This window comes from Staphylococcus argenteus (genome assembly GCF_000236925.1).
GTDB classification, from domain to species: domain Bacteria; phylum Bacillota; class Bacilli; order Staphylococcales; family Staphylococcaceae; genus Staphylococcus; species Staphylococcus argenteus.
The window spans coordinates 715,218-741,926 of record NC_016941.1 but is presented as its reverse complement, the minus strand read 5'-3'; the positions used below and the strand labels follow the sequence as shown (position 1 = coordinate 741,926).

Sequence of the window (26,709 nt, the reverse complement as noted above, 5' to 3'; positions counted from 1 at the left end):
TTTATTTTCTAGTTAAAGTTGATTTACACATATCATCTTTCCAATAACCTATTTATTTAAATCAAACAAATATTTACATTTTCAAATTATTCTTTCTTCAATATTAGTTAAGCGATATTTAAACGAAGTTAAGAATTAGTTAATGGCATATTATTTGCCTTCATTTTAAACTTAACTTATCAAATTGAAGAAATGAGGAGTTAGCATGAATACAAAATATTTTTTAGCAGTTGGCGCTGTCGCAGCTGTATTCACATTAGGCGCTTGTGGTAATTCTAATTCACAGGATCAAGGTAATAAAACTGAACAAAAGACAAAATCAGAAGACAGCAATGTTAAAACTGATAAAACAAAGCATCTAACAGGTACATTCAGTTCTAAAAATGGTGAAACTGTTGAAGGTAAAGCTGAAATTAAAAACGGTAAATTAATGCTTACTAACTACAAATCATCTAAAGGTCCTGATTTATACGTTTACCTAACTAAAAATGGAGACATTAAAAATGGTAAAGAAATCGCAATGGTAGACTACGATAAAGAAAAACAAACATTTGATCTTAAAAATGTTGATTTAAGTAAATACGATGAAGTTACAATCTATTGTAAAAAAGCACACGTTATCTTTGGTGGCGCTAAATTAAAATAATCAATTTCTGAGTTACACATTTTATTAAAATCATAACATCATACTATTACATTACTAACTTTTAAAATATACATTACACACATTACACAACGGAAAGCGTATGATTTCACAGCCCCCCTAGCTCGTAGAAATCATACTTTCCTTTTTTAAACATATATACAAAATAATTCAATCCCATAAGAATTTATAGCACAAAAGGCATACTTTTTTAGAGCTTGAGGTTTAATTGGCTTATAACAACCATGAGCTCAACCACTTCATGTTCACATGACACTATAAATTAGCCTATGTTGCTCAATCTTATGTTTATATAAATTACAAACACAAAAAATAGAAAGAATGTGAACATCATGAATAAATTATTGCTACTCATTACATTTATCATTCGTGTTGGTTCTGGTATTGTCATGTTAATGCAAGGTTATGAAAAATTAACAGGTGGCTTCACGCTAAAAGGCTTAGTACCAGTAATTGCAAACAATACTGATTCACCTGAATGGTATAAATGGTTTTTCGCAAATGTAGTTGCGCATACGACGTCATTATTTGATATAATTGTTCCTCTTGGAGAACTTGCAATTGGATTAGGTTTAATTTTTGGAGTATTTGCATATACTGCTAGTTTCTTTGGAGCCTTTGTTATGATAAATTATATCTTAGCAGATATGATATTTACGTACCCTCTTCAATTAACTTTCTTTATCCTTTTATTAATGAGCCATTCATTGTTAAAACAGATTTCACTTAAAGAAATCATTAATTACTTTAGAGGTCGTAAGAACAGAGGTGAAAAAATAGATGACCCACTTACTGATCGTGGATGATGAACAAGACATTGTAGACATTTGTCAAACCTATTTTGAATACGAAGGTTACAAAGTAACAACAACAACTAGCGGTAAAGAAGCTATTTCTTTATTGTCAAATGACATTGATATTATGGTGCTAGACATCATGATGCCAGAAGTTAATGGTTACGACATTGTCAAAGAAATGAAAAGGCAAAAATTAGATATACCTTTTATCTATTTAACTGCCAAAACACAAGAACACGACACCATTTATGCATTAACTCTTGGTGCAGATGACTATGTCAAAAAACCGTTTAGTCCAAGAGAACTTGTTTTACGTGTAAATAACTTACTTACACGCATGAAGAAATATCATCATCAACCAGTTGAACAACTGGCATTTGATGAACTTACGCTTGTTAACTTAAGCAAAGTGGTGACTGTTAATGGTCACGAAGTCTCAATGCGTATTAAAGAATTTGAATTATTGTGGTATTTAGCTTCAAGAGAAAATGAAGTGATTTCAAAATCAGAATTACTTGAAAAAGTATGGGGATATGATTATTACGAAGATGCTAATACGGTAAATGTTCATATTCATCGCATAAGAGAAAAATTAGAAAAGGAAAACTTTACTACTTATACCATCACAACTGTATGGGGATTAGGATATAAATTTGAAAGGAGCCGATAATGGTGTTATCAATTAGAAGTCAAATCATTATTGGCGTCGTATCGAGTATACTATTAACTTCAACTATTTTAGCAATTGCATACATTTTAATGTGGTTCAACGGCCATATGACACTAACTTTGACCTTAACGACAATTATTACAAGCTGTTTAACTTTGTTAATATGTAGTATTTTTATTAACCCGCTTATTCAAAAAATTAAGCAGTTTAATATTAAAACAAAGCAATTCGCTAACGGAAATTACGCAAGCAATGATAAAACGTTTAATTCACCAAAAGAAATTTATGAATTAAATCAATCTTTTAATAAAATGGCTTCTGAAATTACGCAACAGATGAATCAAATTAAATCCGAACAACAAGAAAAAACAGAACTGATTCAAAATTTAGCCCATGATTTAAAAACACCTTTAGCTAGTATCATTTCATACTCTGAAGGTTTACGTGATGGTATTATCACAAAAGATCATGAAATTAAAGAGTCATATGACATTTTGATTAAACAAGCCAACCGCTTATCAACATTATTCGATGATATGACTCATATTATCACTTTAAATACAGGTAAAACGTATCCCCCAGAATTAATACAACTAGACCAATTACTTGTATCGATATTACAACCATATGAACAGCGAATGAAACATGAAAATCGCACGTTAGAAGTAAATTTCTGTAGTGAAATTGATGCATTTTATCAATATCGCACCCCACTTGAGCGTATATTAACAAATTTACTTGATAATGCTTTGAAATTTTCAAATGTTGGTAGTCGCATTGATATTAATATTAGCGAGAATAAAGAACAAGATACCATTGACATTGCAATCAGTGATGAAGGTATTGGTATTTTACCAGAACTACAAGACCGTATATTTGAACGTACATTTAGAGTTGAAAATTCACGTAATACTAAGACAGGTGGTTCTGGATTAGGTTTATATATTGCTAATGAACTTGCGCAACAAAATAATGCAAAGATTAGTGTAAACAGTGATATAGATGTAGGAACTACGATGACTGTAACATTACACAAATTAGATATTACGTCATAATTCGATTGATTTTTATAAATGAAAATGCAAAGACTAAAAAGAAGCTCCCATTTGAGAGCTTCTTTTTTATGCCTTTTTAGAATAAATCTTTTGTATTTCTTTCTTATTATCTTCTGCAAAAGATAAATTTGTAGCTTGAATAATATATTTTGGTCGTGCTTTAACTTCATAATAAATTCTACCAATATATTCACCAATGACACCTATTGAAATTAACTGTATTCCACCTAGTAATAAGATGGCTGCAATAGTTGAAAAATACCCAGGAATATTGACACCTGAAATTAAAATATTTACAAACAAATAAATGATATATAGTACGCTTATCGAAAAAATGAATAAACCTAAATAAATCATCATTCTAAGCGGTTTACTGTTAAAAGAAATCAAGCCATCAATGCCATAATTAAATAATTTTTTGAATGACCATTTAGACTCACCTTTTTGTCTTTCAACATTTTGATACGTAAATACCTTTGTGTTATAACCAATCCATTCAAATAATCCTTTAGAAAATCGATTATATTCTTCAAGCGAGGCAATAGATTTAACAGCTCTTTGACTTAAAAGTCTAAAATCGCCAACACCATCATCAAATTTTACTTCCTCAACAAAGCAATTGACTAACTTATAATATAGATGACTCAACGTTTTACGACTTAAATTTTCGCCATTACGATCACGCTTTGCTACTACTTGATCATAACCTTCCATAAAACCTTCAACCATGTTAGGAATATATTCAGGTGGATGTTGCAAATCACAATCAATCATTATGACAGCATCAAAGTCTGTACTATGCTGATATCCTGCTATCATAGCTGCTTCTTTTCCAAAATTTCTACTAAAAGAAATGAAACTAACATGATTATCAATTGACGCTAGATGTTGCATTTGATCAATTGTAGTATCAGTGCTTCCATCATCTATAAAAAGCATGTTATAATTATAACCTTTTAAATGACTATCTCGTGCAAGTATCTCAGTTAATTGTTGATGTGTTTGTGTAATGACTTCCCCTTCATTAAAACAAGGAATGACAACTCTAATTTTCATCTATGTCCATCCTTTATATTTTAAAGATTTTGTCTATACTAAAGTAAAACTTAATGGATTACAATAATTCTTCCATTTACTTTATAGTACACATTAAAAGGCGTTCATAAACGTATAATCTAATATTTGATTATTTTAAATCACCTATTTTTACATCATCTGGATCTTTACCTTGTCTTGCATTTTTATTTAAAGCGTCAATTTCAGCTACTTCAGTTAGTTCTAAATTAAAATCAAATAAATCTATATTTTCACGAATACGTTTTGGAGTTTGAGATTTTGGAATTATAATTCTATTATGGGCTAAATGCCAACGTAAAACGATTTGCGCTGGTGTCTTTTCATATTTTTCAGCAAGTTTAATAATGACTGGGTCATCAAGTAACCCTCTATTTCTCATCAATGGCATCCAAGCCGTTACTTTAATATCATAACGGTCACAAAAGTCTTGAACATCTTGCTGATTGAAATAAGGATGTACTTCGATTTGGTTCACCATAGGTACAACATGTGTTTCAGACATTAATTTTTCCAAATGATGCTGTTTAAAATTACATACACCTATTGCTTTTATTTTACCTTGTTCATAAAGTTCTTCCATCGCTTTATATGTTTCCACAAACAATCCATCTTCTTCACAAGGCCAATGTATTAAAAATAAATCAAGATAGTCTGTCTGCAAATTTTCTATCGATTTATTGAAAAATTCAAAAGTTTTATCATAGCCTTGATAGTCATTCCACAATTTTGTTGTTAGAAATAAATCTTCGCGGGGTACGCCACTATTTTTTAATGCTTTTCCTAGTGATGATTCATTACCATAAAAATATGCTGTATCAAAAGCACGATAGCCCGCTTCAATCGCAGCATTAACTACTGTCGTCATATCTTCATCCGATATTTTATATACACCTAAACCAACTGATGGCATTGGATAACCATTGTTTAAAATTTGTACATCATTTTCCATTTTTTATATCTCTCCAATCTATGTATCTTTTATACTCTTACATTACCCTAATTTTTTTATTAAACTCAATTATTACGAATTATCGCTTTCAATAAAAAACATTCATTAAATCATTTAAAGATATTGAGTTCAAGTACTATTTTCACTTTCCTCTAATATTAGTCAAAAAAATAACCAACCAAAAATGAATTAAATCATTCTTAGTTGGTCCAAATTTTTACTCTCTATTCTGACTTTTCATCTTCATCAGTATCTCCAATAGTTGGTCGAGCTTGATTATATTCATAGTTTAACATCACCCAAATGATTTGATGATTATCAATTTCTGAAATAACCCAACGGTCATATGTTGTATCGACAAAATCATCTTTTTGTAAATTCGTATTGCGCGATTGCAACCATCCGCCTATTGTATCGATATCTTCAGAATCTTCAAATTCAATGCCAAAGTCTTCTGTTAAATCGTCCAATAGAACTCTACCATTGACTTGATATGTCTTATCGTCTATTTTAACGATATCATTTACTTCATCATCATCAAATTCATCTCGAATCTCGCCGACAATTTCTTCTAAAATATCTTCCATCGTTAAAATACCTGCCGTACCACCGTATTCATCTATAATAAGACTCATATGCACATGTTCACGTTGCATTCGAATCAAGGCATCACTAATACGAGTTGTTTCTGAAATCATCGGTAACTCATGAATATAGTTAGCAATTTTAATCGTCTTTCCAGAAGCATATTCAGTCAAAAATTCTTTGACGTTAATAAATCCTTTAATATGGTCCTTATCACCATCATCAGTAATTGGATAACGCGTAAATTGATGTTCTTTTATCGTATCTAATAATTCATCAACATTAAAAGGCTCATTTAAAGTAATCATTTGTGTTCTAGGTACCATAATATCTTTCGCATGTCTTTCATCGAATGAAAAGATATTTTGCATATATGCCAATTCAGTTTGGTTGATTTCTCCACCATTATAACTATTATTAATAATAATTTTGATTTCTTCTTCTGACATTGCATCTGTTTGTGCATCAGGATTCACACCAAACATTCTAATAATCACACGTGCTGAACCATTCATTAACCAAATCAATGGTTTCATTATGTTACCGAAATAGAATAGTGGTCTTGCATATATTAAAGCAAGCTTTTCAGTATGTTGAATTGCTATAGATTTAGGTGCTAACTCACCAAGTACAACATGTAAATACGTCACTATAATAAACGATACTGCAAACGAGATTGTTGTAGTTAACGCAGTAGGTAAATTAATCGCTTCAAATACTGGGTGTAATAGCTTTTCAAACGTTGGTTCACCAAGCCAACCTAACCCTAAAGATGTTACTGTTATACCTAACTGACATGCAGAAAGATAATAATCTAGATTAGCAATCATTTTCTTTACAATTTTAGCAGGTTTATTACCTTCATCTGCTAGCTGTTCAATTCTTGTTGCTCTAATTTTTACTAATGCAAATTCTGAACCAACAAATACTGTGGTTAATGCAATTAATAGAATAAATATAATCAAACTAATTATGGTCGAAGTTTCCAATTAATTCCCTATTTCTAGGGATTCACCTCCATGTTATATGTGTCACTCATGGGTAACACGCATTCAAATTTATCACTTTGACTTAAATTACAACTACATGTTATCGCCTTCCCATTTAGACACCCCCAGAAAAAAATGTTATTGCTTCTATTCTATCATAATATAAAGTGCTTATGTTAACAGATTAAATCTATTGCATACATTTAATTATGATTATATATTAGCTAAAAGTGTGAACCTTACCTTGTTTTATTGTAGATTTTACATTCATGTCATCATCTAGAATAACAAGATCTGCATCCTTATTTACTTTAATACTACCTTTTCTATCATCGATACCTAATGCAATGGCTTGATTTAAACTTGTTACACGCCATAAGTTTTCTAATGTATCACCTGTAAATGATATTAAGTTACGTAACCCTTGATTCATTTTTAAAATACTTCCAGCCAGTGCCCCATTTGCAAGACGTGCTTGTTGAGATTGAACAGTTACTTTTTGACCACCCAAATCATATTCTCCTTCAGGCATACCTTTTGCACGCATTGCGTCCGTAATTAAATAAAAGCGCTCATTGCCTTTCATTCGATAAGCAATTGCCACTGACGCTGGATGTGAATGCGTACCATCAACAATCATTTCAGTGTGTAAAGCATCATTCAACCATGCTGCTCCAAATACACCTGGTTCCCTATGTTGGAATGGCGTCGCTGCATTATATAAATGCGTGACATGTTTAGCTCCTCTTTCAACAGCTTCGACTGCTTCTTCGTATGTAGCCACTGTATGGCCAATTGAAAAAATAATGTCATCTTTATACGTTTCAAGCGCTTCTTTGGCACCTTCAACTTCAGGTGCAAACGTCATAATCTTGATTAATCCATTTGCGGTATTTTGAAAATGCTTAATTTTATCTATATATGGTCGTACAACGTATTGTGGGTGTTGTGCGCCAACTTTATTTTCAGATATAAATGGCCCTTCCAGATGTATACCTACAATTTCCGCTGCATTGTGAACATCTTGCTCTACTTCATATTTAGCTATATTTAAAAGTGCCTGATCAATTTTATCAGTCGATTGCGTCATTGTTGTGGCCAAGTATGATGTCGTCCCTTCAGACAACAAGTTTTCGGATAGATATTTTAAGCCATCGTATGACCCATCCATTGCATCCTGTCCATAACCACCATGAATATGTATATCGATAAATCCTGGCACTACATGATGACCTTTTGCATCAATCACTTGAATTTTATTTGTCGTATCATTATCAATCGCTGCTTTATCATCCACTTCTCCAATTGCAACAATCTGTCCATCTTTTACATGAATGTAACCATTGTCGATTTTACCATTTTCAGTATAAACTTTGCCGTTATATATAATTAATTCTGACACGTATAAACCCTTCTTTATTTTTAAATTTTCACTTTAAGACACTCATATTTTACTATATCTGCTTCGTTTGGCATAACTTTTTGCAGAATTTTAAAAATATCTATACATTCATGACATCTTTTACAAAATGGTATAAATTAATTTCTCTGTCACTCTAAAACACCTCATTTTTTCAAATTATTCTTCAAATAGAAAAGCACTTTCGTAGCAATTCATAAATTGAATCAGTCGAAAGTGCTTTTATTATAATTTTTAAACTATAAGCAATCCTAAATGATACATTTCAATGACTGCTTTAGCCATGTATTAGTACCATTATAGTAGTCGAAAATCTATAAAGTTATTAAAATTATTCATCCATTGATTTTGAAGCTTCGATTTCTGTTTCTGTTAATTTAGGTTTAATGAAACCATAAATAAGCGCTGAAACAAGTGTACCTACTACAAGCGCGATAATTGTTTGTAATAAGTGCGCGCCATCAGTTCCAACAATTACAATTATTCCACCATGTGGTGCTGAAATTCGAGAGCCTAAACCTAATGCGATTGCGCCACCAATACCAGAGCCAACCATCATTGATGGAATGACACGTAATGGGTCAGCTGCTGCGAATGGAATCGCGCCTTCTGTTATAAATGATAATCCCATCACGTAGTTAGGAATAATTGAACCACGTTGTTCTTTTGTAAATTTACGTCTAAAAATTATCATTGCTGTCGCAATTGCTAACGGTGGAATCATACCACCAATCATTGCAGCTGTAATAGGTGCAGCATTACCTTCAATTAATGCACCTGTTGCAAAAACATATGCCGCTTTGTTGAATGGTCCACCCATATCGATCGCCATCATTGCCCCGATAACTAGACCTAATAATACAATGTTCGAACCTGATAAATTATTTAAACCATTTAACAATAAATGATTTAACCATGATGCTGGTGGATTAAATACATATATCATTAGTAAACCAGTTGCAGTCACTGTTAATAATGGATAAATTAGTGTTGGTTTTAATCCTTCTAATGATTGTGGTAACTTACGAGTCATCGCTTTAACACCTTGAGTTAAATAACCTGCTAAGAAACCTGCAATAATACCACCGATAAATCCTGAACCACCTGAAATTGCTAACATACCACCTACAAGACCTGAAGCAAAGCCAGGTTTATCTGCAATACTACGAGCAATGAATCCTGATAAAATTGGAATGATTAAAACGAATGCACTTTTGCTACCTATATTCCAAAGTTGTTCTGCAAACGCATTGTACTCCGGACTTTTTGGTTTAAATGAGTCTGCACCAAATAAGAACACGATTGCCATTAAAATACCACCAGAAATAACAAGTGGTAACATGTTAGAAACACCATTCATTAGATGTTTGTAAAATGCTTTACCTGGACTTAATTTTTCTTGACTATCATTTGAATTACCTTTTCTTTGCCCATCACGAGCAACAAACGGTTTACGACTTGTGTCTAACGCTTTATTAATCAATTCTTCTGGTCGTTTAATACCATCTGCTACTGGAACTTCTACGACATTTTTACCATCAAAACGATCCGTCTCTACATGAACATCTGCTGCAACAATAACACCTGTTGCATTTTTAATATCTTGTTCAGTTAAATGGTTTTTAATACCACTTGAACCGTTAGTTTCAACTTTAATTTTAATTCCCATTTTGTCTGCTTGTTTTTTCAATGCATCACGTGCCATATACGTATGAGCAATACCTGTTGGGCATGCTGTAACAGCTAAAACATATGGTTCATTCGATTCTTTAGTTGCTTGTTCTGAGACTTCAACTTGCTGAGCTTTTGCCTCGGCTTCTTCTTCTTTTGTTGCCTCATCATCTGCTTGGTCAATAATATCTAACACTTCTTCAGGAGATGATGCATGTAATAGCTTTTCACGTACATTTTCATCCATTAAAATACCTGATAATTTAGCTAAAGCATCTAAATGTGTTTGTGCGCCGCCTTCAGGAGCTGCTATCATAAAGAATAAATGTGCAGGTTGCATATCTAAACTTTGATAATCTACACCAGCTTTTGATTTACCGAATGCAATTGCTGGAGATTTAACTGCAGCTACTTTCGCATGCGGAATAGCAATACCTTCACCGATACCAGTAGTACTTTGTGATTCTCGATTGTGAATCGCTTCTTTGAATGCTACGACATCACTTAACTTACCAGCTTTATCTAATTGATTGACTAATTCATCAATGACACCATTTTTATCATTTGCCATTAAGTCCATTGCTATTGTATCTTTTGTTAATAACTCTGTTACTCTCATTTCATTCACTCCCCATCAAGTACGCTGATCGTAACTTGTGATTTTATTTTTTCTATAGCATCTCGTGTCGCTAAGTCCTCGTCAAATGCAGTCGCAGTGCCACATGCTACCGCTTGTTGGAATGCTGTTTCAATCGTTAAACCTGAAGCAATTCCCGCTACCATACCTGCAACAGTGCTATCTCCTGAGCCAACTGTATTAACCACTTTCCCTTGTGGATTTACAGCTTTAATACTTTTTTCTTTATCAATATAAATCGCACCATCACCACCGAGAGAAACGATAACAGATTGTGCGCCTTTATCTACTAATTGACGTCCATATTTAATGACATCAGCATCTGATTTCACTGTTGTATTAAACATCTCTTCTAATTCATCTTTATTAGGTTTAATAAATAACGGATGATACGGTAAAACGCTTTCAGCTAATGATTTTTCAGCATCAACAACTAGCTTCGCTCCAGTGTGTTCTGTAATTTGTGCAATTTGTGCATAAGCATCACTAGGTATACTGCCTGGTACACTTCCTGCAACGATAACAATGTCATCACTTGTCGTACTTTTAATTTGACTTAAAAGTTGCTCAAATTGTGCTGAAGTAATATGAGGACCTGGTGCATTGATTTCTGTTTCTTGTCCCGTTTTTAATTTCACATTAATTCGCGTGTCTTCATCTACCTCAATGAAATCTGATTGTATTTCACTGTTAGTTAATGTTTCGATTATAAATTTCCCAGGAAATCCGCCTGCAAATCCTAAGGCAGTAGATTCAACATCCAACGTCTTTAAGACACGTGAAACATTTATACCTTTTCCTCCAGCGAATTTATATGTTGCTGTTGCTCTGTTCAAACCATCAATTTTAAAGTCATTTGTGAAAATGACATAGTCAATTGAAGGGTTGAAGGTAACTGTATAAATCATAATGACCCTCCTATAAAGTGATACTTATGTTGATATTCTTTTAATGCTTGATGATTTAATGCTTTTTCAGATGTGATGATTGTAGTACTTTCTAACATTGGTACACGAGCAAAATATACTTTATTAAACTTAGAATGATCAATAAGTACAAAAGACTTGTTGGCTAACGACATTGCCGTTTGTTTCACTAGAGCCTCTTGCTCATCTGGCGTGGTTAATCCAAGTTCAAAATCTAAACCATTCATACCGATAAACGCCTTATCAAAACAATAACGTCTTAATATTTCCATTGCACTAGAACCAATTGTTGCCAGTGTATTTTCTTTAACTTGACCACCTAGCATAATTGTCTTAATTCCCTTTTTAAGCAATGCTTCTACATGAGTTAAACCATTTGTTACAACGATAATATCTTTTGCTTGAATGTATTGAATAAGCTCTAGCGTAGTTGAACCAGCATCAATAAATAAACATTCGTTATCATTGATTTGAGCTGCTGCCAACTTAGCAATCTTTTTCTTTTCATCTAGATTGGTAGTTAACTTTTCAGTTAAATTTGCTTCAACCATACGATTTTCTTTTAACATGGCTCCACCATGAATACGTTGTAATTTCCCTAATTGTTGTAATTTTGATAAATCTCTTCGAATTGTTGAAGCACTGCAACCTGTTCTATCAATTAATTCTTGCAATGTTAAAAAATCCTTATGCGAAAGTTCTTCTAAAATTAACTCGTGTCTTTTTTCAGTAATTATCATCATCACCCCATCTCACTTTGTATTATAATGAGTACGCTTTCACATTTCAATCATAATTTACCAAAAACAATCAAAATCAATCAAATTGTGACGATAAAATTACAATAATCTCACCCTTTACACTATATAATTTTAATATTTCTCAGTATTAACATTAAAATGCCAACAAAAAAACTCAACAAAATCGTTGAGTTTCATCTATCTAATCAATCACTATTTAATTTGCATAATTATGTTACTTAATCGTGAACAACCGAGCCAATTTTAGCTTTAGTAATACTTAACAAATCATCAACAGCAATAGTTATTTGCATCGTACGCAGTCCACCACTTACACTAATAAATTCAAACTGCTGACTTGATGCATCGATGACTGTTGGAAACAATTGTTTCATACCTATTGGTGAACAACCACCACGTATATATCCAGTTACATTTTTCAAATTTTCTAAAGGCATAAGATTCAATTTCTTTTCATCAACAATGGCAGCAGCCTTTTTCATATCTAATGTCTTATTAACAGGGATTACAAAGACATAATGTTCATGTTTTGCATTTTCTAGTACTAGTGTTTTAAAAACCGTTTCTATATCTTCTTTAATAATCTTGGCAACTTCTTCCCCAGATAAATGCTCCTCAGGTACTTCAAAGCTATGTACATCATATTTAACTTTAGCTCGGTCAAGCATTCTCATTGCATTAGTTTTCTTATTCTTTGCCATTTCAACACCTCATAAATACTATTTCAAAAACTATAATACCACTTTCACAAGTAGCATAAATTGATAAGTTTTTGACATTCATTGTTATCTCTGGTATTTCATCCAAAATAAAAGCAGCATATTCAATTTGAATACACCGCTTGTATTATTTCATTAACAAAATACCTTGATTAGATATATTTACATGTTGTTTTCCTTTTGTGTTTCCATTTGAATAAATATAATTAAATCCTTGATGCGTTTTCTTTACTTTTTCTAATTGATAATTATCATTCATATGTTTCTGTGAATAACGCTCAGCGATAACCTGACATTCTTGTTCATTAAACATGTTTTTATGATTAGCATATAAAGCATTTTGCTTATTATTATCATTTTTTATTTCTGAGGCTTTAGCCGTATGACCATTGAAAATATCAATAGCCTTTTTATTATTATCTTCATCTGAAACATTTATTTTATGAAGCGTATTTATCGTTTTATGCACTTTAGCAAGCGCTTCTTGATTTGTCGCCAATACTAGTAAACCTAAAAGGCACACTATTAATATAATTGCGACAACACTTAAAAACAAATTTTTAAAAGTCATCCCCTACCCACATTTCCTTACTCATTTTTTTACATCTTAACATAATACTGTTATGCAAATAGGTAAGTGGATTACAATTTAAAAAGAATGTAATATTTGTAACATGATTATTACTAAATATCATTTTTTGTTACATGTAACATTTAAATTAAAAGACTAAAACATTCTAAAAAATTGAATCTTTATATATATAAAGCATCAATTTTCTTAAATAAGATTTTAAGAAAATCGATGCTAACTCCTTATTGGTATACTAACTCAAACCATATTTAAATAATATTTCGACGTGATACTACAATTATTGTTGTTTCAATTTCGCTCTATGTTGCTTTTCAATCAAAACAATAATAATACCTGCTAATGAAACTGCAATTGCCATATAAATCGGCGCTTCTATGTGTACATCAAATAATGCGCCTGCAATTAATGGGCCAATAAAGTTCCCCATACTCGTAAATGTAGAGTTTAATCCACCAGCAAATCCTTGTCTATCTCCTGCTATATTAGAAAAATAATTTGTAATAGCTGGTCTTATCATGTCAAAACCTATAAAGACTATAAAACTAATTATCATTATAGACCAGTAACCATTTGCAAAGACTAATAATATTAGAACAATTACTGAATATAATAGCGACCATGCGATAAACGTTAGTTCTGAGAAATATTTCATAAATTTATCAAAGAAATATATTTGGAAAATCGCGCCAAATATACCGCCACCTGTAATTGCAATTGAAATATCTTTAGGCGTATAGTTCACTTTATATGATGTATATAATGAGAAAAGTGTTTCAAATGCTGATAAACCAAAAGCTAATACAAGCGTTAAGATTGCCGGCGTAATAAATACTTTCCAATTAATTTTCGTTAATAACTGCGGTTCTAATTTTTGGAAGCCCGTAGTCGTTGACTTTTTAGGATCATAAATTAAAATGACAGACATAATAAATGCCACTATACCTAATCCACCTGCAAAGTAAAATGGCAATCGATGTGATACTTCTGCCATAAAACCGCCTATACCAGGCCCTAAAATAAACCCCGAATTAATTATTGCGGACATATAACCAAAGTTTTTCGCTTTTTGGTGGCTCGGCGAAATATCAGCGATTAAGCCTGTTACGCCAGGCATAACCATGCCAGCACTCATACCACCAATAATTCTTGATAACATTAATATTGAAAAATTATGTCCTACGGCAAACATAAATTCAGAAGCAGAAAAAAGAATTAACCCAATACAAATAATTAACTTTTTACCTAGTTTGTCAGCCAATGTTCCACCAAATGGCGATATGATCATTTGAGATAAAGCAAAAGCAGCAACTAAAAGACCTAAATCACTTCCAGTTAATCCCAAATCTTCTAAGTACACAGGTAAAACTGGAATGACTAAACCAATTCCTAAAAATATTAAGAAAATATTAAAATATAAAACAATAATCTGTTTGTTCATATGCTCACCTCTTTTTCATTCCCTAACATTAAACTACTATGATAATCTTTCCACATAAAACAGCAGTTAAAGCTATTGTTTCGTAAAAAGTTTCTATATTGTATTACAACCTTACTATATTTGACAATATTTTAATCTTTATAATTATCGCTATTATCCTTTTAATTGTATAATTATAATCAAATAAGGATAAAGGGGATGTATATATAATGAAATTACAAAAAAACAATCATACCACGTTACTTGTTTTAGAAAAAGGTGAAGATATCGTTGAATCTATAACACGTTTCTCCGATACAAACAATTTAAAATTTGCCACTGTGAGTGGTATTGGTGCCTGTGACGATGTCATTTTAAAATTTTTCAATTTAACAACAAAAGAATATGAAGAACGACATATCACTGAACCTCTAGAACTTACAAGTCTAATGGGTAATATTTCTCGTTTAGACAATGGGCATTTTGCTCATTTACATGCAACATTTGGCACACAAACTTACCAAACATATAGTGGTCACTTATCAAAAGCTATTGTTTCTGCAACCGCTGAAATCATAATCACCCATACAGATATGGATATAAATCGTACTTATAATGAAGCTATCGGCTTAAATTTACTCGACCCAAAATAACATACTACTTTTTAGTTGAATCACATTATATTACAAGTTATCATTAGTGCTTAATTATAGTTTCACATATATTTACTTTCTAAGTATGTCATTGTACTTACTCAACACGACATCGACAGTAAATGTAAATATTTGTAACTGTTTTATTCACATTAATAACTTTTTATCATCAGAAAGTAGTGTTTATATTTTATGAAATCAAGATACATCGCTAGAGTATACTTTCTAGTCTTATTCATAGCCTCTCTTTTTGAGACTAAAATATTTCAATTTATGACTTTAAATTTATTTTTAGCATATATACCATTTGAGTTGAGCCTTCTTTTACGATTATTTAAACCAAACAAAAAATATGAATGGCCACTCTTTATCATTTATAGCTTTATTTTTGTATTATTATTGCCAAACACATTTTATATGGTCACTGACTTAATTCACTTAAATCAATTTCAATTTAATTTTTATGCTGGCCTTAACTTAACCGAATGGAAGTACTTTACGTATTTATTACTGGGTGTTTTTCTAGCTGTCTATGTAATGATTTTAATTTATTTTGAAATTTTAACACTTACAACACGCCAATGGCTTAATAGAACCATTGTTATCTGTTTGATGTTTTTAAATGGGTTTGGCATTTATATCGGTCGCTTCTTACGCCTACACTCTGTTTATTTCTTTAATGAACCATTGCGTGTATTAAACCATATTTTAGAAAGTCTGACCTTAAATACCGCTATTTTTGTTTGTTATATGGTAGCGATGCAAGCAGCTATTCTATTATTCGGTAAAGGAGTGAGGTTGAAAAAGTGACACTAAGTATAATTATATTAATTATTTAGATCGTTATTCTTCAAATGATTATTGGTCACCTATGGCATGATATAGGTCTAAGTTACGCTAAAAGCATTATGCTTATGCTCCTCCCCCTCGGTATTGGAGTTTTCATCCAACAAATGCTTTATTTTGAACGTCAATATCCTGAATGGCAAGTACCTCAGAATATTAAAATTAGACTTAAATATATTTATATCATCACATTTTTACAGTATGTCGTTTTATACTTCACACTGTTTACAGACTTATTACGATAATCTATTGGAATTGTTAGCGGAATAGAAATGATAAAAACCACTAATCATCTATAATGTACAATTTCTCTTTGTTGGGGCCCCGCCAACTTGCACATTATTGTAAGCTGACTTTCTGTCAGCTTCTATGTTGGGGCCCCGCCCGCTAGTATTGAAAATTGCTTGTTACAAGCGCATTTGCATTCAGTCAACGATTGCAAATATAACAACATTATAGAGCCTAGAACATTGTTATATGCTCCCTTCAAAGTAGCCAGTGTAAAGAATGAAAACTTTGAAGGGAGCATTTCATATCATTTTGTCCCAAATTGTTTAATTTATCATCATGCAATTATTAATCTATTGATTTAAAAATCGCTAAGACCTGATCCCTTTTTTCCTTATGATTTACAATTTGTTTTGGATAATGATGACCTAATTCAACGCCTTGTCCCAAAATTTTAGACTGATTTTGATGTGTATCATGTAAATATTTTGCATCTACTTGATTTAAAATTGGTAAATACTTTTTTATATAGAGCGCTTTAGGGTCAAATCGCTCACTCTGTCTAATTGGATTAAACATTCTAAAATATGGTACTGCATCAGTTCCTGTCGATGCTGACCATTGCCAACCATGAACATTTGAAGCTGCATCGTAATCAATCAGATATTTTCTGAAGAAGTTTTCTCCCCAAGTCCAATCAATAAATAAATCTTTTGTTAGAAATTGTGAAGTAACCATTCTCATTCTATTGTGCATAAACCCAGTTTGTTGTAATTCCATCATTGCTGCATCAATGATTGGAAATCCTGTTTGTCCATCACACCATGCATCAAAATCCGCTTCATTATCTGACCATTTAATTCGACGATATTTTTCTTTAAATGATTGTTGTGCAGTTTCGGGAAATTGTGTCATTAAAACATAATAAAACTCTCTAAAAATAAGTTCACGAATAAATGATTCATAATTCGATTCATCTTCTTCATACCGAGACAATAAATCATTAAAAATTTCAATAATATCTAGTAATCCATACGCAAGTGCAATGCTTAATTGGCTTGTTAAAACTTCAGGCAAATACTCTCTATTATTTTCATAGTTTTGTATTTCATGATTTAAAAAACGTTGCCATTTATCTTGTTCTATAGATTCAGTCGACCCTTCGTTTATATCTCTAAAGCTTAATTCATTTGGCGCTTCAATAACAATGTCTTTTAATTCGCTTAAATCATAATGATAAACATCTCTAATTGTCAAATATGGCCTCCATTTTTTATAAAAACTTGTAAAAACTTTATAAGGTTCACCTTGTTGATTCATCGTTTTACTCGCTTTAAAATAATGATTACCACGCACTAATGTCACTTCAATTTGCGCTTCTTCAAAATATGGACGTTGATGCAAAATATCATAATCTTCAAGATGATAACTCATAATATCCCCAGCTACCACTACTTCAGTTATATTATTTTTTTTACAAAACGAGATAATATTCTCATAAGAAAGTACATGTGGAATAAAGCCTTTGTTTAATAATGATTGATAAAAGCGTTGCATCGTACCACGATAAAAACTTGCTTTCAATTCAGATGCTGTTGACATGTCCTCTTCAGCGATAATAAAATAACATGATTTGATTGTATCCCTCTGTTGATATATATATTCAAATAACGGATTGTTCTCTGTTCGAAACATACGATTCAATAACACAGCTACTGCCATATTTTAATCACCTATATTTTCTATAATTTTTATTACAATCTTATCACGATTTTTAAAGTAATGTATTGCTACTAAGTGTTTAGCTTTTTAAAGTAAGCCTAACCATTTCCAATAAGTCATGCTGAAAATTAAAATTAAAATATAACCAACAATTGTTAATGGTATACCAGCTTTCAAGAAGTCTTTAACTGTAAATGTACCAGTTCCATATGCGAGCATATTTTGAGGCGCACTAACTGGTAATAAAAATCCAAAACTAATTACAAATTGTTGAATTAAAACAAATCCTATTGATTGATCTCCTAAATGTAGCGTAGAAGTTAAGGAAATAAATACAGGTATTAATGCTGATGAAAGACTTGTAGCACTAGCGAAACCTAAATGAATTAATATATTAAATAACGTTATGAGTGCAATTGTAGCTATAAGAGGTAAATGCGTTAATCCTAGAGCACCAAATGTTTGATCACTTAACCATTGTGCTGCTCCTGTCTTCAATAATACATTCCCTAAAGAAATACCAACACCAAAGACAATAATTGTGCCCCATGGTATTTTATTTTCAACACCTTTCCAAGTCATCACACCTATTTTAGGCATTAACATAATACCTAAAGCAATGATTGTAATCGACGCTGAATCAATTGGATGTAATACTTTTTCAGTTGACCAAAAGACTAATAATAAAAGTGAGATGACTATTAGACGCCATTCGCATGCACTCACTGGTCCAAGTTTATGCAATTCTTCTTTAATTAATTCTCTACCACCTTCGATTGCATTAATTTCGGGTGGCATCACTTTAATCATTATGAAATATAATGCTATCGACATAATTACAGACCATGGTGCCGCATATAAAAACCATTCCCCCCATGACACATCAAATCCAAGATGCTGATTGATAAAATTAATAGCAACTATATTTTGTGCTGCAGCTGTCTTAATACCGATATTCCAAATTGAAACAGCTTGCACTGAAGTAATGATTAATAACGAAGCTAATTTACTATCTTTTGATACTTTAAAGGCAGCAATCATTCCTAATAAAATTGGTACTACAGCGCCTGCGCGTGCTGTCGCTGAAGGTACAAAAAATGCTAAAACAATTGAAACAACAATAGCACCTATCACTATATTGCGTGTCTTATTACCTACAATTGATAAAACGATTAACGCTAATCTTTTGTGTAAATTGGTTTCTTGCATTGCCGCAGCTAAAAATAAGGCAGCAGCGACAAGTGCAACAGCTGATGTTGCAAATCCACTAAACGCTAATGCTAATGCATGATTAGTACCTAAAAGGTCACTACCTGTTAAAATGGCACCTCCACTTTTTGGGTTTCCAAGTTTGGTCGCTAAGTTTTGAACAGGACTAAATCCTAACAACAATATCATTAGACCAATAATTAATGTCGCTGATACTGGATAAGATACCGCTTCTGTTACCCACATAATGACTGCAAAAGCTAAAATGGCTAACACAGCTTTTGCCATTAAAGGCAAACTTGTTGGTGTGGGCAATAAAAGTACAACAATAAGCACTATAAAACTCATAACAATCCAAATTGGTTTATATTGCTTTTTATTCTTTTCATTCTGTTGTTGCTCATTATTTACTGCATGAAATTCTTTTGTCATATCAATCTCCCCTTTGTTTTAATTAATATTCAAGTTAATTATAACAATTTTTTAAAACACACTTTTTCAATTAATGCAAAATACACATTTTTTTCAAAATATTTAGTAAATAATATCGAGAAGCAAAGAGAATCCTTTGAAGAACAAGTTTAATCCTGCATTCTAACAAAAAATGCATAATAAAAAACTATCTACAATATCTTATCCATAGCGAGTTACAATCAATTAATTCATATTGATTGGTAAACTTCGGATGAAAATTTTGTAAATAGTTCAAATTAAAATTTAGAAATGGTTTATACCATAAACATATATAATGACAAAGAACGCAGCTCCACTTAAAATTGTTAAAATAAAGCTTAAAATTAATGTGCGTTTATAATGTTTAAGGAATGCTATAAATAAAATCACAATATTATATGCAAAGAATAAGCCGAAAAGTGTCATTGTTATTTTTAAATCAGAATAGAAAATGTTTAACAATAATACGATAACTGCATAAATTACATATGGAATAATTATAAATTTGCGCTCAAAGCCTAATTGTTCAAAACGTTTGTCTTCGTTTGTCATGATATGCTCCTTTATATGTTGATTCGTTATTTTTATGGAATATCTTGTCCGAGTATGGCTGTGTATATATCAAACCATGATTGGTCATCTAGCGACAATTGCAGTCCATCAATTGCTTGGTCAATACGTTGTAATTGTCTTGTCCCAAGTATCGGCATAACACGGTGTGGTAATTTAGCCAGCCATGATATTATCACTGCCATTTCACTAACACCATATCTTTCAGCAATTGGTTTTATAACTTTCATAATTCGTCTCGCTTTAACATTATCACTATCAAAAAGTTTACCACCTGCAAAAGGACTCCAAGCCATAATCTGGACATGGTGTTGATACATCGCATCCATTGTTCCATCTTGTAAACTTTCAATATTATATGGTGATAATTCCAATTGATTCACACTAATATGTAGGCGTTCTTTAGTGATATATTGATTTAACAATTGATATTGTGCATCATTAAAATTTGAAACACCGAATGATCTAATCTTACCTTCTTTTACAAGTTTCGTTAAAGCGTCAGCAACTTGTTCAGAATCCATTAATGGTGAAGGACGATGAATCAGCAAACTATCTAAATAATCAACATTTAAATTATTTAAGGATTGTTCAACAGATTTGATAATATGATTACTATTTAAATCATAACGATGCCCATTTGTAAAATCAAATTGCGTTGAAGGTAAAACAATTCCACATTTCGTAACAATTTGAAGCTTAGCTCTCAAATCCGGAGATAATTTCAATGCATTTCCAAATAATTTCTCACATTGATAGTCTCCATATATGTCTGCATGATCCATTGTAGTTATACCACGTTCGATTAATTCATTTATAAAATAATTTAACTCTTGTGCAGTCATTTTCCATTCATTAGCACGCCAAAATCCTTGTACAAGTCTAGAAAAATGCACATAATGATTTATCATTATTTGTTCCATAAGACATCCACCCCATCCCTCGTTGTCACAAAAATTTCACAACATCAATTTTCACAGCACTTCAACTTTTTGAAAATATGTTTTATAAAGTTAACTTCATTACGTAAATTGTAGCATATCTAATTGATTACGTAGTTGATCAGTGTCTATAGACTCCCCTATGATGACAATCGTTAACGGTAATTTCATCGAAATAATACCATAATCTGGCAATCCATATGCATACTGAAATTCATATATGTCATCAGGTTTATCTCTAAAAGTGACATAACCTTTTAAACGTAATACTGAATCTGGCAACTTCAAAATAAATTGATAAAACAACTGACGATCAATTGGACCACTAAATGTATAATGCATACTCTTAATTCCATGATGATGATGGTGATGGTGATGATGCTCTCCATTTACCATTTCTTGATTTTTAATTTTTAAAAGTAGCGTATCAAAAGGTATTCGACCAAATGTAGTTGTATGCGTCATAACGTCAGGACATATATCATATAATTGTTTTTTGATTTTTTGAATATTATCATCACTTACAAGGTCAATTTTATTAATTATAATTACATCGCTAAACTTAAGTTGATCTTCCATAAGTGAAACCGTATTGTCAGTATATTGATGTCGATCTAAAAATCTTTTAGCATCTAAAACACCAATTATCGTTGGCTTTTCAAAATAACGAACTAGCTTTGGATCTTGACAGGCAAATAGTAAATCTAAAGGATGTGCAATTCCTGTAGCCTCTATAATGACATGATTAACATTGCCGTTTAAAGCAATCGCTGTCAATTCTGAGACAAGTTCTTGCTTAAGATCACAACAAACACAACCGTTTATCAATGAATGCACTTCAATTTCATTAGAAATACTATTACTATCAATGTCAAAACTACCGAATTCATTCATGATGATTTTAATTTTCTCATCATTTTTTAATAATTCACTAATATAATGTGTCAGTAACGTGGTTTTACCACTACCTAAAAATCCGTTAATTATGGATATTCTTATTTTTTCATCTTTATTATTTTTCATTTTATATTCTCTTTTCTATTACAGTTATTTTTAAAAATGATAACATAAATATTAAATTATCTTTTTGCTTGATTTAATCAAAAATATCTTCTAAACTTTAAACATACTTTAATTTTAGCATGGCATTGAATCAAAGGAAGTTGTGAATTAATAAACAATCAACTTTTTAATGATTACCAATCCGAAAAGAGAAAAAAACGGATAGTATGTCTGGAGGAGAACTTTAATGTCTGATCAACATAATTTAAAAGAACAGCTATGCTTTAGTTTGTACAATGCTCAAAGACAAGTTAATCGCTACTACTCTAACAAAGTTTTTAAGAAGTACAATCTAACATACCCACAATTTCTTGTCTTAACTATTTTATGGGATGAATCTCCTGTAAACGTCAAGAAAGTCGTAACTGAATTAGCACTCGATACTGGTACAGTATCACCACTATTAAAACGAATGGAACAAGTAGACTTAATTAAGCGCGAACGTTCTGAAGTCGATCAACGTGAAGTATTTATTCACTTGACTGACAAAAGTGAAACTATTAGACCAGAATTAAGTAATGCATCTGACAAAGTCGCTTCAGCTTCTTCTTTATCTCAAGATGAAGTTAAAGAACTTAATCGCTTATTAGGTAAAGTGATTCATGCATTTGATGAAACAAAGGAAAAATAATTAACTTTTGTCATGACAATTAAAGTAATGTTTAGAATTTATTAAGAATAAAAACACAATTAACAAGCTTTTGCTTGTTAGTAAAAAACTGCTTGAAAGGTATATTCAGCCTATCAAGCAGTTTTTTGTTATGCATTATATTGAATCATATTCCATAAAGCACCTTGCTCAGCAAGTAATTGTTGATAGTTTCCCTTTTCAACTATTTTACCATTTATCATCACGATGATGGTGTCAAAACGTGACAATAAATTTAAATCGTGTGTAGCGACAATTAACGTTTGGGCTTGTGCTTCTATTAAATCCATTACTTTTGTAGTATTTTGTTGATCTAAAGCTGTCGATGGCTCATCTAATATCCATGTTTTTGAATGTTCTTTCAACATCATTCTAGCAATAGCTAATCTTTGTATTTCACCACCAGACAATGTACTACCATTTAAATCTAAATGCTGTTCTAATGATAAATGAGTTAAATCAAGTTGATTGAAAATGTTATAAATAATTTCATCGTCTGCTTCAGTAAATAAATTATCACGTAATGTACCATCAAATAACTGTTGCGTTTGTAACAGGACATTTAAAGTTTCAAATTTATCTTTGTCATTGATTTCAACCATATTCATACTTTCATATAAAACAGAACCATTATCTAGTTGATACAGTCCTGCCATTATTTGTAGTAAAGTACTCTTTCCAGAACCAGATGGTCCCACAATAGCAACTTTTTCTCCTCTATTAACTTTAAAATTAATATCTTGTAATACATAGGATTGCTGATTCCAATATTTAAAGCTCGCATGTTTAATATCAAATACTTGGTCTGATCCCACCATATCATAATTTAAAGACGAATATCCGTTGGCTGTTGGTGTTGATATCACTTCATTAATATCATGTAAAGCTTGGTCTGTATCTGCTTTATAATATGCAACGTTAGTCATTGGAACAGCCTGTTCAAATAACGTTAATATCATCAGTACAATACTTGTCATATAAATTATGTTTAAATGTCCTGCATTAATTTGAATTAACCCTAAAACCAAACTACCAAATATCGAAATCATAGCCACAATATTTAAAATAAAATCATATAATGTTAAAAATCTCTGTTCTTTAAGCTGCAAATGATCAAATTGACTTAGCTTACGCATCAATGCTTCTCGATACATCTCAACACGTTTAAAACGTTTTAATTCTCCCATTCCAGCTTTGTAATCATAAAAACAATTTAAAAATTGAGATTGTTCTTCAGTAACATACTTTTTTAAAGTACGCGCTTTTTTAGCACTTAACCAAGGAACAATAAGTAGTGTGAGCAACATACTAAACATGATTAATATCGCATGACCAATCGATATAAATAATATAACCACTGCTGTAACAACGGCTGTCAATCCAATAACGATTGGCGGATAATAAACACGAAGATATATATTTTGTAGCGCCTCCACACGACTTATCATACGAGCAATTAAATCACTCGAACTTAACTTACGATAAACATTGGGAATGACATTAACTAATTTCCCAAAAAATTGCACTCGAATATCACGTAACATTGTAAATGTTGCTTTATGAGAAACAAGACGTTCCACATATCGTGTGATTGCCCTTAAAAATCCAAATAGTTTAACAGTAACAACTAAAATCATTAATGCGTAAAGTGGAGCACCTAATGCACTTTGTGTCACCATATATCCACTTAAAAAGAACATAGCAAGTGCAACTAAACTTCCAGTAACGCCGACAACTATTGCCAAAATTAAATCCTTATCTAATTGAAATTTTAGTCGTGTTTTCATGAGCGCTCACCATTTTCTGCTAAATTTACTGAAATATTATAATCATCTGCTAGCACTTTTCCTTTTTCTAAGTAGACACGTCTTCGTAAATGGCGAATCGTATTATCTCTATGTGCTATGACAATCATTGTCGAATCTCTAAAGTGTTTAAATAAAACATTCTGAATCATATGTTCTGTTTGTATATCCAAACCAGTTGCATGCTCATCAAAAATAACGAGATCTGGTTGCATAACTAATAGACGACAAAGTTCTATACGTCTCATTTGTCCTCCCGATAGCATCTCCCCACCTTCACCAATTTTTGTATCAATACTATGTTTATAAGTTTGGACTTTATCAAGCAAACCAACCTCATTGAGTACAGCTTCAACTTTGCTATTCTCCATGTCTTTAAACATCGTAATATTATCCTTTATTGAAGCGCTAAAAATATAAGGATGCTGACTTAAAATACCAATATTGATATTGTCTTGATTTGTACTAATAATCCCACTTGTTGGTGAGTATGCTCCTGAGATTATATGTGTCAATGTTGATTTACCTGCGCCACTAGGTCCAACAAGTGCTATTTGATCACCTTTCGCGATATCTATATTTATTTTATTCAATACAAATCTCTCAGTATTAGCATAACGAAAAGATACATCACTTAAGCGAATAAATGGTTGCTGCTCTGATGAATATTTTATTTGAGCTGCCTTATTATCATTAGATTGTTCTAGAAAATCGAAGACGACATCACTTGCACCTTCACTTTGTTTACCTGTATGAAACGCTTGTCCCAAATCCTTGATTGCATTATAAAATTCAGGCGCTAAAATAATCGCAATTGCAGCTGTTTTAAAATCAATATGATGAAATACTACTAGGCTTAATGTTGCTTCCAACGCAACAAGGCCTATACCTAACATGCTTATGAATTCAAGCATTAACCCCGATAAAAAGGCACTACGTAATATACGCATCGTCAATGTTCTAAACTGTGTACTATCATCGTAAATATGCTTAGCAGCTTTATCTGTACGATTAAATAATTTTAACGTAACTAATCCTTTTGCAATATTTAAAAAACGTTGGCTAAATTGATTTAAATATGTCATTTGGTCTTTTGATTCATCTCGTGTTTTTAGACCGAAAATAATATAAAACAATGGGATAAACGGTGCAGTTATTAACATAATTAAAGCAGTATTTAAATGAATGAAAAACATAGTGACGATAATAATAAATGGAACCATCATAGATTTGAATACTTGAGGTAAATAACTTTTATAAAATGGTGCTAATCCATCTATATTTTCAGTGAGAATTGTCATTTGTTCCCCAATTGGATAAATCCGATTTGCATGAATGACACGTTGTCTTAACATATGCTTTACTTTAAATGCTAATGTGTCACCCAACCATTGATTTAGAAATTGTACAGTTGCTCTTAATAAAAGCACAGCAAGTAAAATGAATAAAATAGGCCACAGACCTTGTAATTGATGTTTTATAATTTTAGACAAAAAATCTGCGATTAAAATGTTTTGAGTTATAACGAGCAACCCAAGTGCAGTACTTACAACGAACATTAGTACTGGAAATACTTTATATTGAAACAATATTGTTGTTAATTTTTTCACAATTATATCACCCAAACCTATTATAAAAGGTT

General features: G+C 31.6%; 25 protein-coding genes. 8 read left to right on the top strand and 17 right to left on the bottom strand.

The genetic code is table 11. The annotated features are described in order from the left end of the window. The first annotated feature begins 205 nt into the window (after positions 1-205). The 4 genes from SAMSHR1132_RS03440 to saeS all read left to right on the top strand — a co-directional run bounded on the left by SAMSHR1132_RS03440 (position 206) and on the right by saeS (position 3,186). On the top strand, positions 206-646 hold the full coding sequence (locus SAMSHR1132_RS03440) for a DM13 domain-containing protein (protein ID WP_001093555.1): 441 nt from the start codon (positions 206-208) through the stop codon (positions 644-646). Between the two features lie 350 nt (positions 647-996). Then, positions 997-1,470: a DoxX family membrane protein gene (locus SAMSHR1132_RS03435; RefSeq protein ID WP_001037800.1), complete on the top strand. Its 474-nt coding sequence runs from the start codon at positions 997-999 to the stop codon at positions 1,468-1,470. After that, positions 1,445-2,131, top strand: a complete 687-nt coding sequence (saeR, locus tag SAMSHR1132_RS03430; RefSeq protein WP_000149346.1) for a response regulator transcription factor SaeR — start codon at positions 1,445-1,447, stop codon at positions 2,129-2,131. The genes SAMSHR1132_RS03435 and saeR overlap by 26 nt, the downstream gene beginning before the upstream one ends. After that, positions 2,131-3,186 carry a two-component system sensor histidine kinase SaeS gene (saeS, locus tag SAMSHR1132_RS03425; RefSeq protein WP_000244419.1) on the top strand — a complete coding sequence of 352 codons (1,056 nt, stop codon included), beginning with the start codon at positions 2,131-2,133 and terminating at the stop codon, positions 3,184-3,186. The genes saeR and saeS overlap by 1 nt, the downstream gene beginning before the upstream one ends. 66 nt (positions 3,187-3,252) lie before the next feature. On the opposite strand, the gene SAMSHR1132_RS03420 is transcribed toward saeS, so the two are convergent. The 10 genes from SAMSHR1132_RS03420 to norA form a co-directional block, all read right to left on the bottom strand. Then, the gene (locus tag SAMSHR1132_RS03420) at positions 3,253-4,242 is read right to left on the bottom strand and encodes a glycosyltransferase family 2 protein (protein WP_000702771.1); all 990 of its coding nucleotides are present in this window, start codon (positions 4,240-4,242) and stop codon (positions 3,253-3,255) included. A 130-nt stretch (positions 4,243-4,372) separates the two neighbouring features. Beyond that, positions 4,373-5,212 carry an aldo/keto reductase gene (locus SAMSHR1132_RS03415; protein ID WP_000426642.1) on the bottom strand — a complete coding sequence of 280 codons (840 nt, stop codon included), beginning with the start codon at positions 5,210-5,212 and terminating at the stop codon, positions 4,373-4,375. A 224-nt stretch (positions 5,213-5,436) separates the two neighbouring features. Next, the gene (locus tag SAMSHR1132_RS03410; protein WP_000450260.1) at positions 5,437-6,786 is read right to left on the bottom strand and encodes a hemolysin family protein; all 1,350 of its coding nucleotides are present in this window, start codon (positions 6,784-6,786) and stop codon (positions 5,437-5,439) included. A 220-nt stretch (positions 6,787-7,006) separates the two neighbouring features. Beyond that, positions 7,007-8,188, bottom strand: coding sequence for an N-acetylglucosamine-6-phosphate deacetylase (gene nagA / locus SAMSHR1132_RS03405; protein WP_001292263.1), 1,182 nt, complete (start codon positions 8,186-8,188; stop codon positions 7,007-7,009). 349 nt (positions 8,189-8,537) lie between these two features. Further along, positions 8,538-10,496: a PTS fructose transporter subunit IIABC gene (locus SAMSHR1132_RS03400; RefSeq protein WP_001266573.1), complete on the bottom strand. Its 1,959-nt coding sequence runs from the start codon at positions 10,494-10,496 to the stop codon at positions 8,538-8,540. A gap of 5 nt (positions 10,497-10,501) precedes the next feature. Then, a complete protein-coding gene (gene pfkB, locus SAMSHR1132_RS03395; RefSeq protein ID WP_000640745.1) occupies positions 10,502-11,422 on the bottom strand; it encodes a 1-phosphofructokinase in 921 nt (306 codons plus the stop codon). Next, positions 11,419-12,183: a DeoR/GlpR family DNA-binding transcription regulator gene (locus SAMSHR1132_RS03390; RefSeq protein ID WP_014373795.1), complete on the bottom strand. Its 765-nt coding sequence runs from the start codon at positions 12,181-12,183 to the stop codon at positions 11,419-11,421. The genes pfkB and SAMSHR1132_RS03390 overlap by 4 nt, the downstream gene beginning before the upstream one ends. A 236-nt stretch (positions 12,184-12,419) precedes the next feature. Next, complete coding sequence (ybaK, locus tag SAMSHR1132_RS03385) at positions 12,420-12,902, bottom strand: Cys-tRNA(Pro) deacylase (protein ID WP_001107247.1); 483 nt, start codon at positions 12,900-12,902, stop codon at positions 12,420-12,422. Between the two features lie 145 nt (positions 12,903-13,047). Further along, a complete protein-coding gene (locus SAMSHR1132_RS03380; protein WP_000143193.1) occupies positions 13,048-13,491 on the bottom strand; it encodes a hypothetical protein in 444 nt (147 codons plus the stop codon). A 298-nt stretch (positions 13,492-13,789) separates the two neighbouring features. Continuing rightward, on the bottom strand, positions 13,790-14,950 hold the full coding sequence (norA, locus tag SAMSHR1132_RS03375) for a multidrug efflux MFS transporter NorA (RefSeq protein ID WP_001041324.1): 1,161 nt from the start codon (positions 14,948-14,950) through the stop codon (positions 13,790-13,792). Between the two features lie 209 nt (positions 14,951-15,159). Between norA and SAMSHR1132_RS03370 the strand changes: the two genes are divergently transcribed. The 3 genes from SAMSHR1132_RS03370 (at position 15,160) to SAMSHR1132_RS13730 (ending at position 16,673) form a co-directional block, all read left to right on the top strand. After that, positions 15,160-15,582, top strand: a complete 423-nt coding sequence (locus SAMSHR1132_RS03370; protein WP_000775828.1) for a PPC domain-containing DNA-binding protein — start codon at positions 15,160-15,162, stop codon at positions 15,580-15,582. 192 nt (positions 15,583-15,774) lie between these two features. Next, positions 15,775-16,392, top strand: a complete 618-nt coding sequence (locus SAMSHR1132_RS03365; protein WP_000842397.1) for a DUF1361 domain-containing protein — start codon at positions 15,775-15,777, stop codon at positions 16,390-16,392. A gap of 44 nt (positions 16,393-16,436) precedes the next feature. After that, complete coding sequence (locus SAMSHR1132_RS13730) at positions 16,437-16,673, top strand: hypothetical protein (protein ID WP_096001309.1); 237 nt, start codon at positions 16,437-16,439, stop codon at positions 16,671-16,673. Between the two features lie 331 nt (positions 16,674-17,004). On the opposite strand, the gene SAMSHR1132_RS03355 is transcribed toward SAMSHR1132_RS13730, so the two are convergent. The 5 genes from SAMSHR1132_RS03355 to SAMSHR1132_RS03335 all read right to left on the bottom strand — a co-directional run bounded on the left by SAMSHR1132_RS03355 (position 17,005) and on the right by SAMSHR1132_RS03335 (position 22,574). Beyond that, the gene (locus SAMSHR1132_RS03355) at positions 17,005-18,378 is read right to left on the bottom strand and encodes a cryptochrome/photolyase family protein (RefSeq protein WP_000257454.1); all 1,374 of its coding nucleotides are present in this window, start codon (positions 18,376-18,378) and stop codon (positions 17,005-17,007) included. 87 nt (positions 18,379-18,465) lie between these two features. Continuing rightward, a complete protein-coding gene (locus tag SAMSHR1132_RS03350) occupies positions 18,466-20,019 on the bottom strand; it encodes an SLC13 family permease (protein ID WP_000159374.1) in 1,554 nt (517 codons plus the stop codon). Positions 20,020-20,304: 285 nt separating this feature from the next. Next, positions 20,305-20,592, bottom strand: a complete 288-nt coding sequence (locus tag SAMSHR1132_RS03345; RefSeq protein WP_000180414.1) for a hypothetical protein — start codon at positions 20,590-20,592, stop codon at positions 20,305-20,307. A gap of 32 nt (positions 20,593-20,624) precedes the next feature. After that, positions 20,625-21,533: an aldo/keto reductase gene (locus tag SAMSHR1132_RS03340; RefSeq protein WP_000435120.1), complete on the bottom strand. Its 909-nt coding sequence runs from the start codon at positions 21,531-21,533 to the stop codon at positions 20,625-20,627. A gap of 99 nt (positions 21,534-21,632) precedes the next feature. After that, positions 21,633-22,574, bottom strand: coding sequence for a CobW family GTP-binding protein (locus SAMSHR1132_RS03335; RefSeq protein WP_000794404.1), 942 nt, complete (start codon positions 22,572-22,574; stop codon positions 21,633-21,635). Positions 22,575-22,800: 226 nt separating this feature from the next. On the opposite strand from SAMSHR1132_RS03335, the gene mgrA reads away from it, so the two are divergent. Further along, complete coding sequence (gene mgrA, locus SAMSHR1132_RS03330) at positions 22,801-23,244, top strand: HTH-type transcriptional regulator MgrA (RefSeq protein ID WP_001283444.1); 444 nt, start codon at positions 22,801-22,803, stop codon at positions 23,242-23,244. A gap of 128 nt (positions 23,245-23,372) precedes the next feature. Here the strand turns inward: mgrA and SAMSHR1132_RS03325 are convergent, their stop codons facing one another. Further along, positions 23,373-25,049, bottom strand: coding sequence for an amino acid ABC transporter ATP-binding/permease protein (locus SAMSHR1132_RS03325; RefSeq protein ID WP_000857593.1), 1,677 nt, complete (start codon positions 25,047-25,049; stop codon positions 23,373-23,375). Further along, on the bottom strand, positions 25,046-26,677 hold the full coding sequence (locus tag SAMSHR1132_RS03320; protein ID WP_000737173.1) for an ABC transporter ATP-binding protein/permease: 1,632 nt from the start codon (positions 26,675-26,677) through the stop codon (positions 25,046-25,048). The genes SAMSHR1132_RS03325 and SAMSHR1132_RS03320 overlap by 4 nt, the downstream gene beginning before the upstream one ends. Between the last annotated feature and the right edge of the window lie 32 nt (positions 26,678-26,709).

What these genes read in the sequence shown, in the direction of transcription:
- SAMSHR1132_RS03345 (WP_000180414.1), bottom strand. Translation starts at nt 20,592, where the DNA reads ATGACAAACGAAGACAAACGTTTTGAACAATTAGGCTTTGAGCGCAAA.
- SAMSHR1132_RS03340 (WP_000435120.1), bottom strand. Translation starts at nt 21,533, where the DNA reads ATGGAACAAATAATGATAAATCATTATGTGCATTTTTCTAGACTTGTA.
- mgrA (WP_001283444.1), top strand. Translation starts at nt 22,801, where the DNA reads ATGTCTGATCAACATAATTTAAAAGAACAGCTATGCTTTAGTTTGTAC.
- SAMSHR1132_RS03355 (WP_000257454.1), bottom strand. Translation starts at nt 18,378, where the DNA reads ATGGCAGTAGCTGTGTTATTGAATCGTATGTTTCGAACAGAGAACAAT.
- SAMSHR1132_RS03325 (WP_000857593.1), bottom strand. Translation starts at nt 25,049, where the DNA reads ATGAAAACACGACTAAAATTTCAATTAGATAAGGATTTAATTTTGGCA.
- SAMSHR1132_RS03415 (WP_000426642.1), bottom strand. Translation starts at nt 5,212, where the DNA reads ATGGAAAATGATGTACAAATTTTAAACAATGGTTATCCAATGCCATCA.
- ybaK (WP_001107247.1), bottom strand. Translation starts at nt 12,902, where the DNA reads ATGGCAAAGAATAAGAAAACTAATGCAATGAGAATGCTTGACCGAGCT.
- SAMSHR1132_RS03370 (WP_000775828.1), top strand. Translation starts at nt 15,160, where the DNA reads ATGAAATTACAAAAAAACAATCATACCACGTTACTTGTTTTAGAAAAA.
- SAMSHR1132_RS13730 (WP_096001309.1), top strand. Translation starts at nt 16,437, where the DNA reads ATGATTATTGGTCACCTATGGCATGATATAGGTCTAAGTTACGCTAAA.
- saeS (WP_000244419.1), top strand. Translation starts at nt 2,131, where the DNA reads ATGGTGTTATCAATTAGAAGTCAAATCATTATTGGCGTCGTATCGAGT.
- SAMSHR1132_RS03435 (WP_001037800.1), top strand. Translation starts at nt 997, where the DNA reads ATGAATAAATTATTGCTACTCATTACATTTATCATTCGTGTTGGTTCT.
- saeR (WP_000149346.1), top strand. Translation starts at nt 1,445, where the DNA reads ATGACCCACTTACTGATCGTGGATGATGAACAAGACATTGTAGACATT.
- SAMSHR1132_RS03420 (WP_000702771.1), bottom strand. Translation starts at nt 4,242, where the DNA reads ATGAAAATTAGAGTTGTCATTCCTTGTTTTAATGAAGGGGAAGTCATT.
- norA (WP_001041324.1), bottom strand. Translation starts at nt 14,950, where the DNA reads ATGAACAAACAGATTATTGTTTTATATTTTAATATTTTCTTAATATTT.
- SAMSHR1132_RS03440 (WP_001093555.1), top strand. Translation starts at nt 206, where the DNA reads ATGAATACAAAATATTTTTTAGCAGTTGGCGCTGTCGCAGCTGTATTC.
- SAMSHR1132_RS03380 (WP_000143193.1), bottom strand. Translation starts at nt 13,491, where the DNA reads ATGACTTTTAAAAATTTGTTTTTAAGTGTTGTCGCAATTATATTAATA.
- SAMSHR1132_RS03400 (WP_001266573.1), bottom strand. Translation starts at nt 10,496, where the DNA reads ATGAGAGTAACAGAGTTATTAACAAAAGATACAATAGCAATGGACTTA.
- SAMSHR1132_RS03390 (WP_014373795.1), bottom strand. Translation starts at nt 12,183, where the DNA reads ATGATGATAATTACTGAAAAAAGACACGAGTTAATTTTAGAAGAACTT.
- SAMSHR1132_RS03365 (WP_000842397.1), top strand. Translation starts at nt 15,775, where the DNA reads ATGAAATCAAGATACATCGCTAGAGTATACTTTCTAGTCTTATTCATA.
- pfkB (WP_000640745.1), bottom strand. Translation starts at nt 11,422, where the DNA reads ATGATTTATACAGTTACCTTCAACCCTTCAATTGACTATGTCATTTTC.
- SAMSHR1132_RS03335 (WP_000794404.1), bottom strand. Translation starts at nt 22,574, where the DNA reads ATGAAAAATAATAAAGATGAAAAAATAAGAATATCCATAATTAACGGA.
- SAMSHR1132_RS03350 (WP_000159374.1), bottom strand. Translation starts at nt 20,019, where the DNA reads ATGACAAAAGAATTTCATGCAGTAAATAATGAGCAACAACAGAATGAA.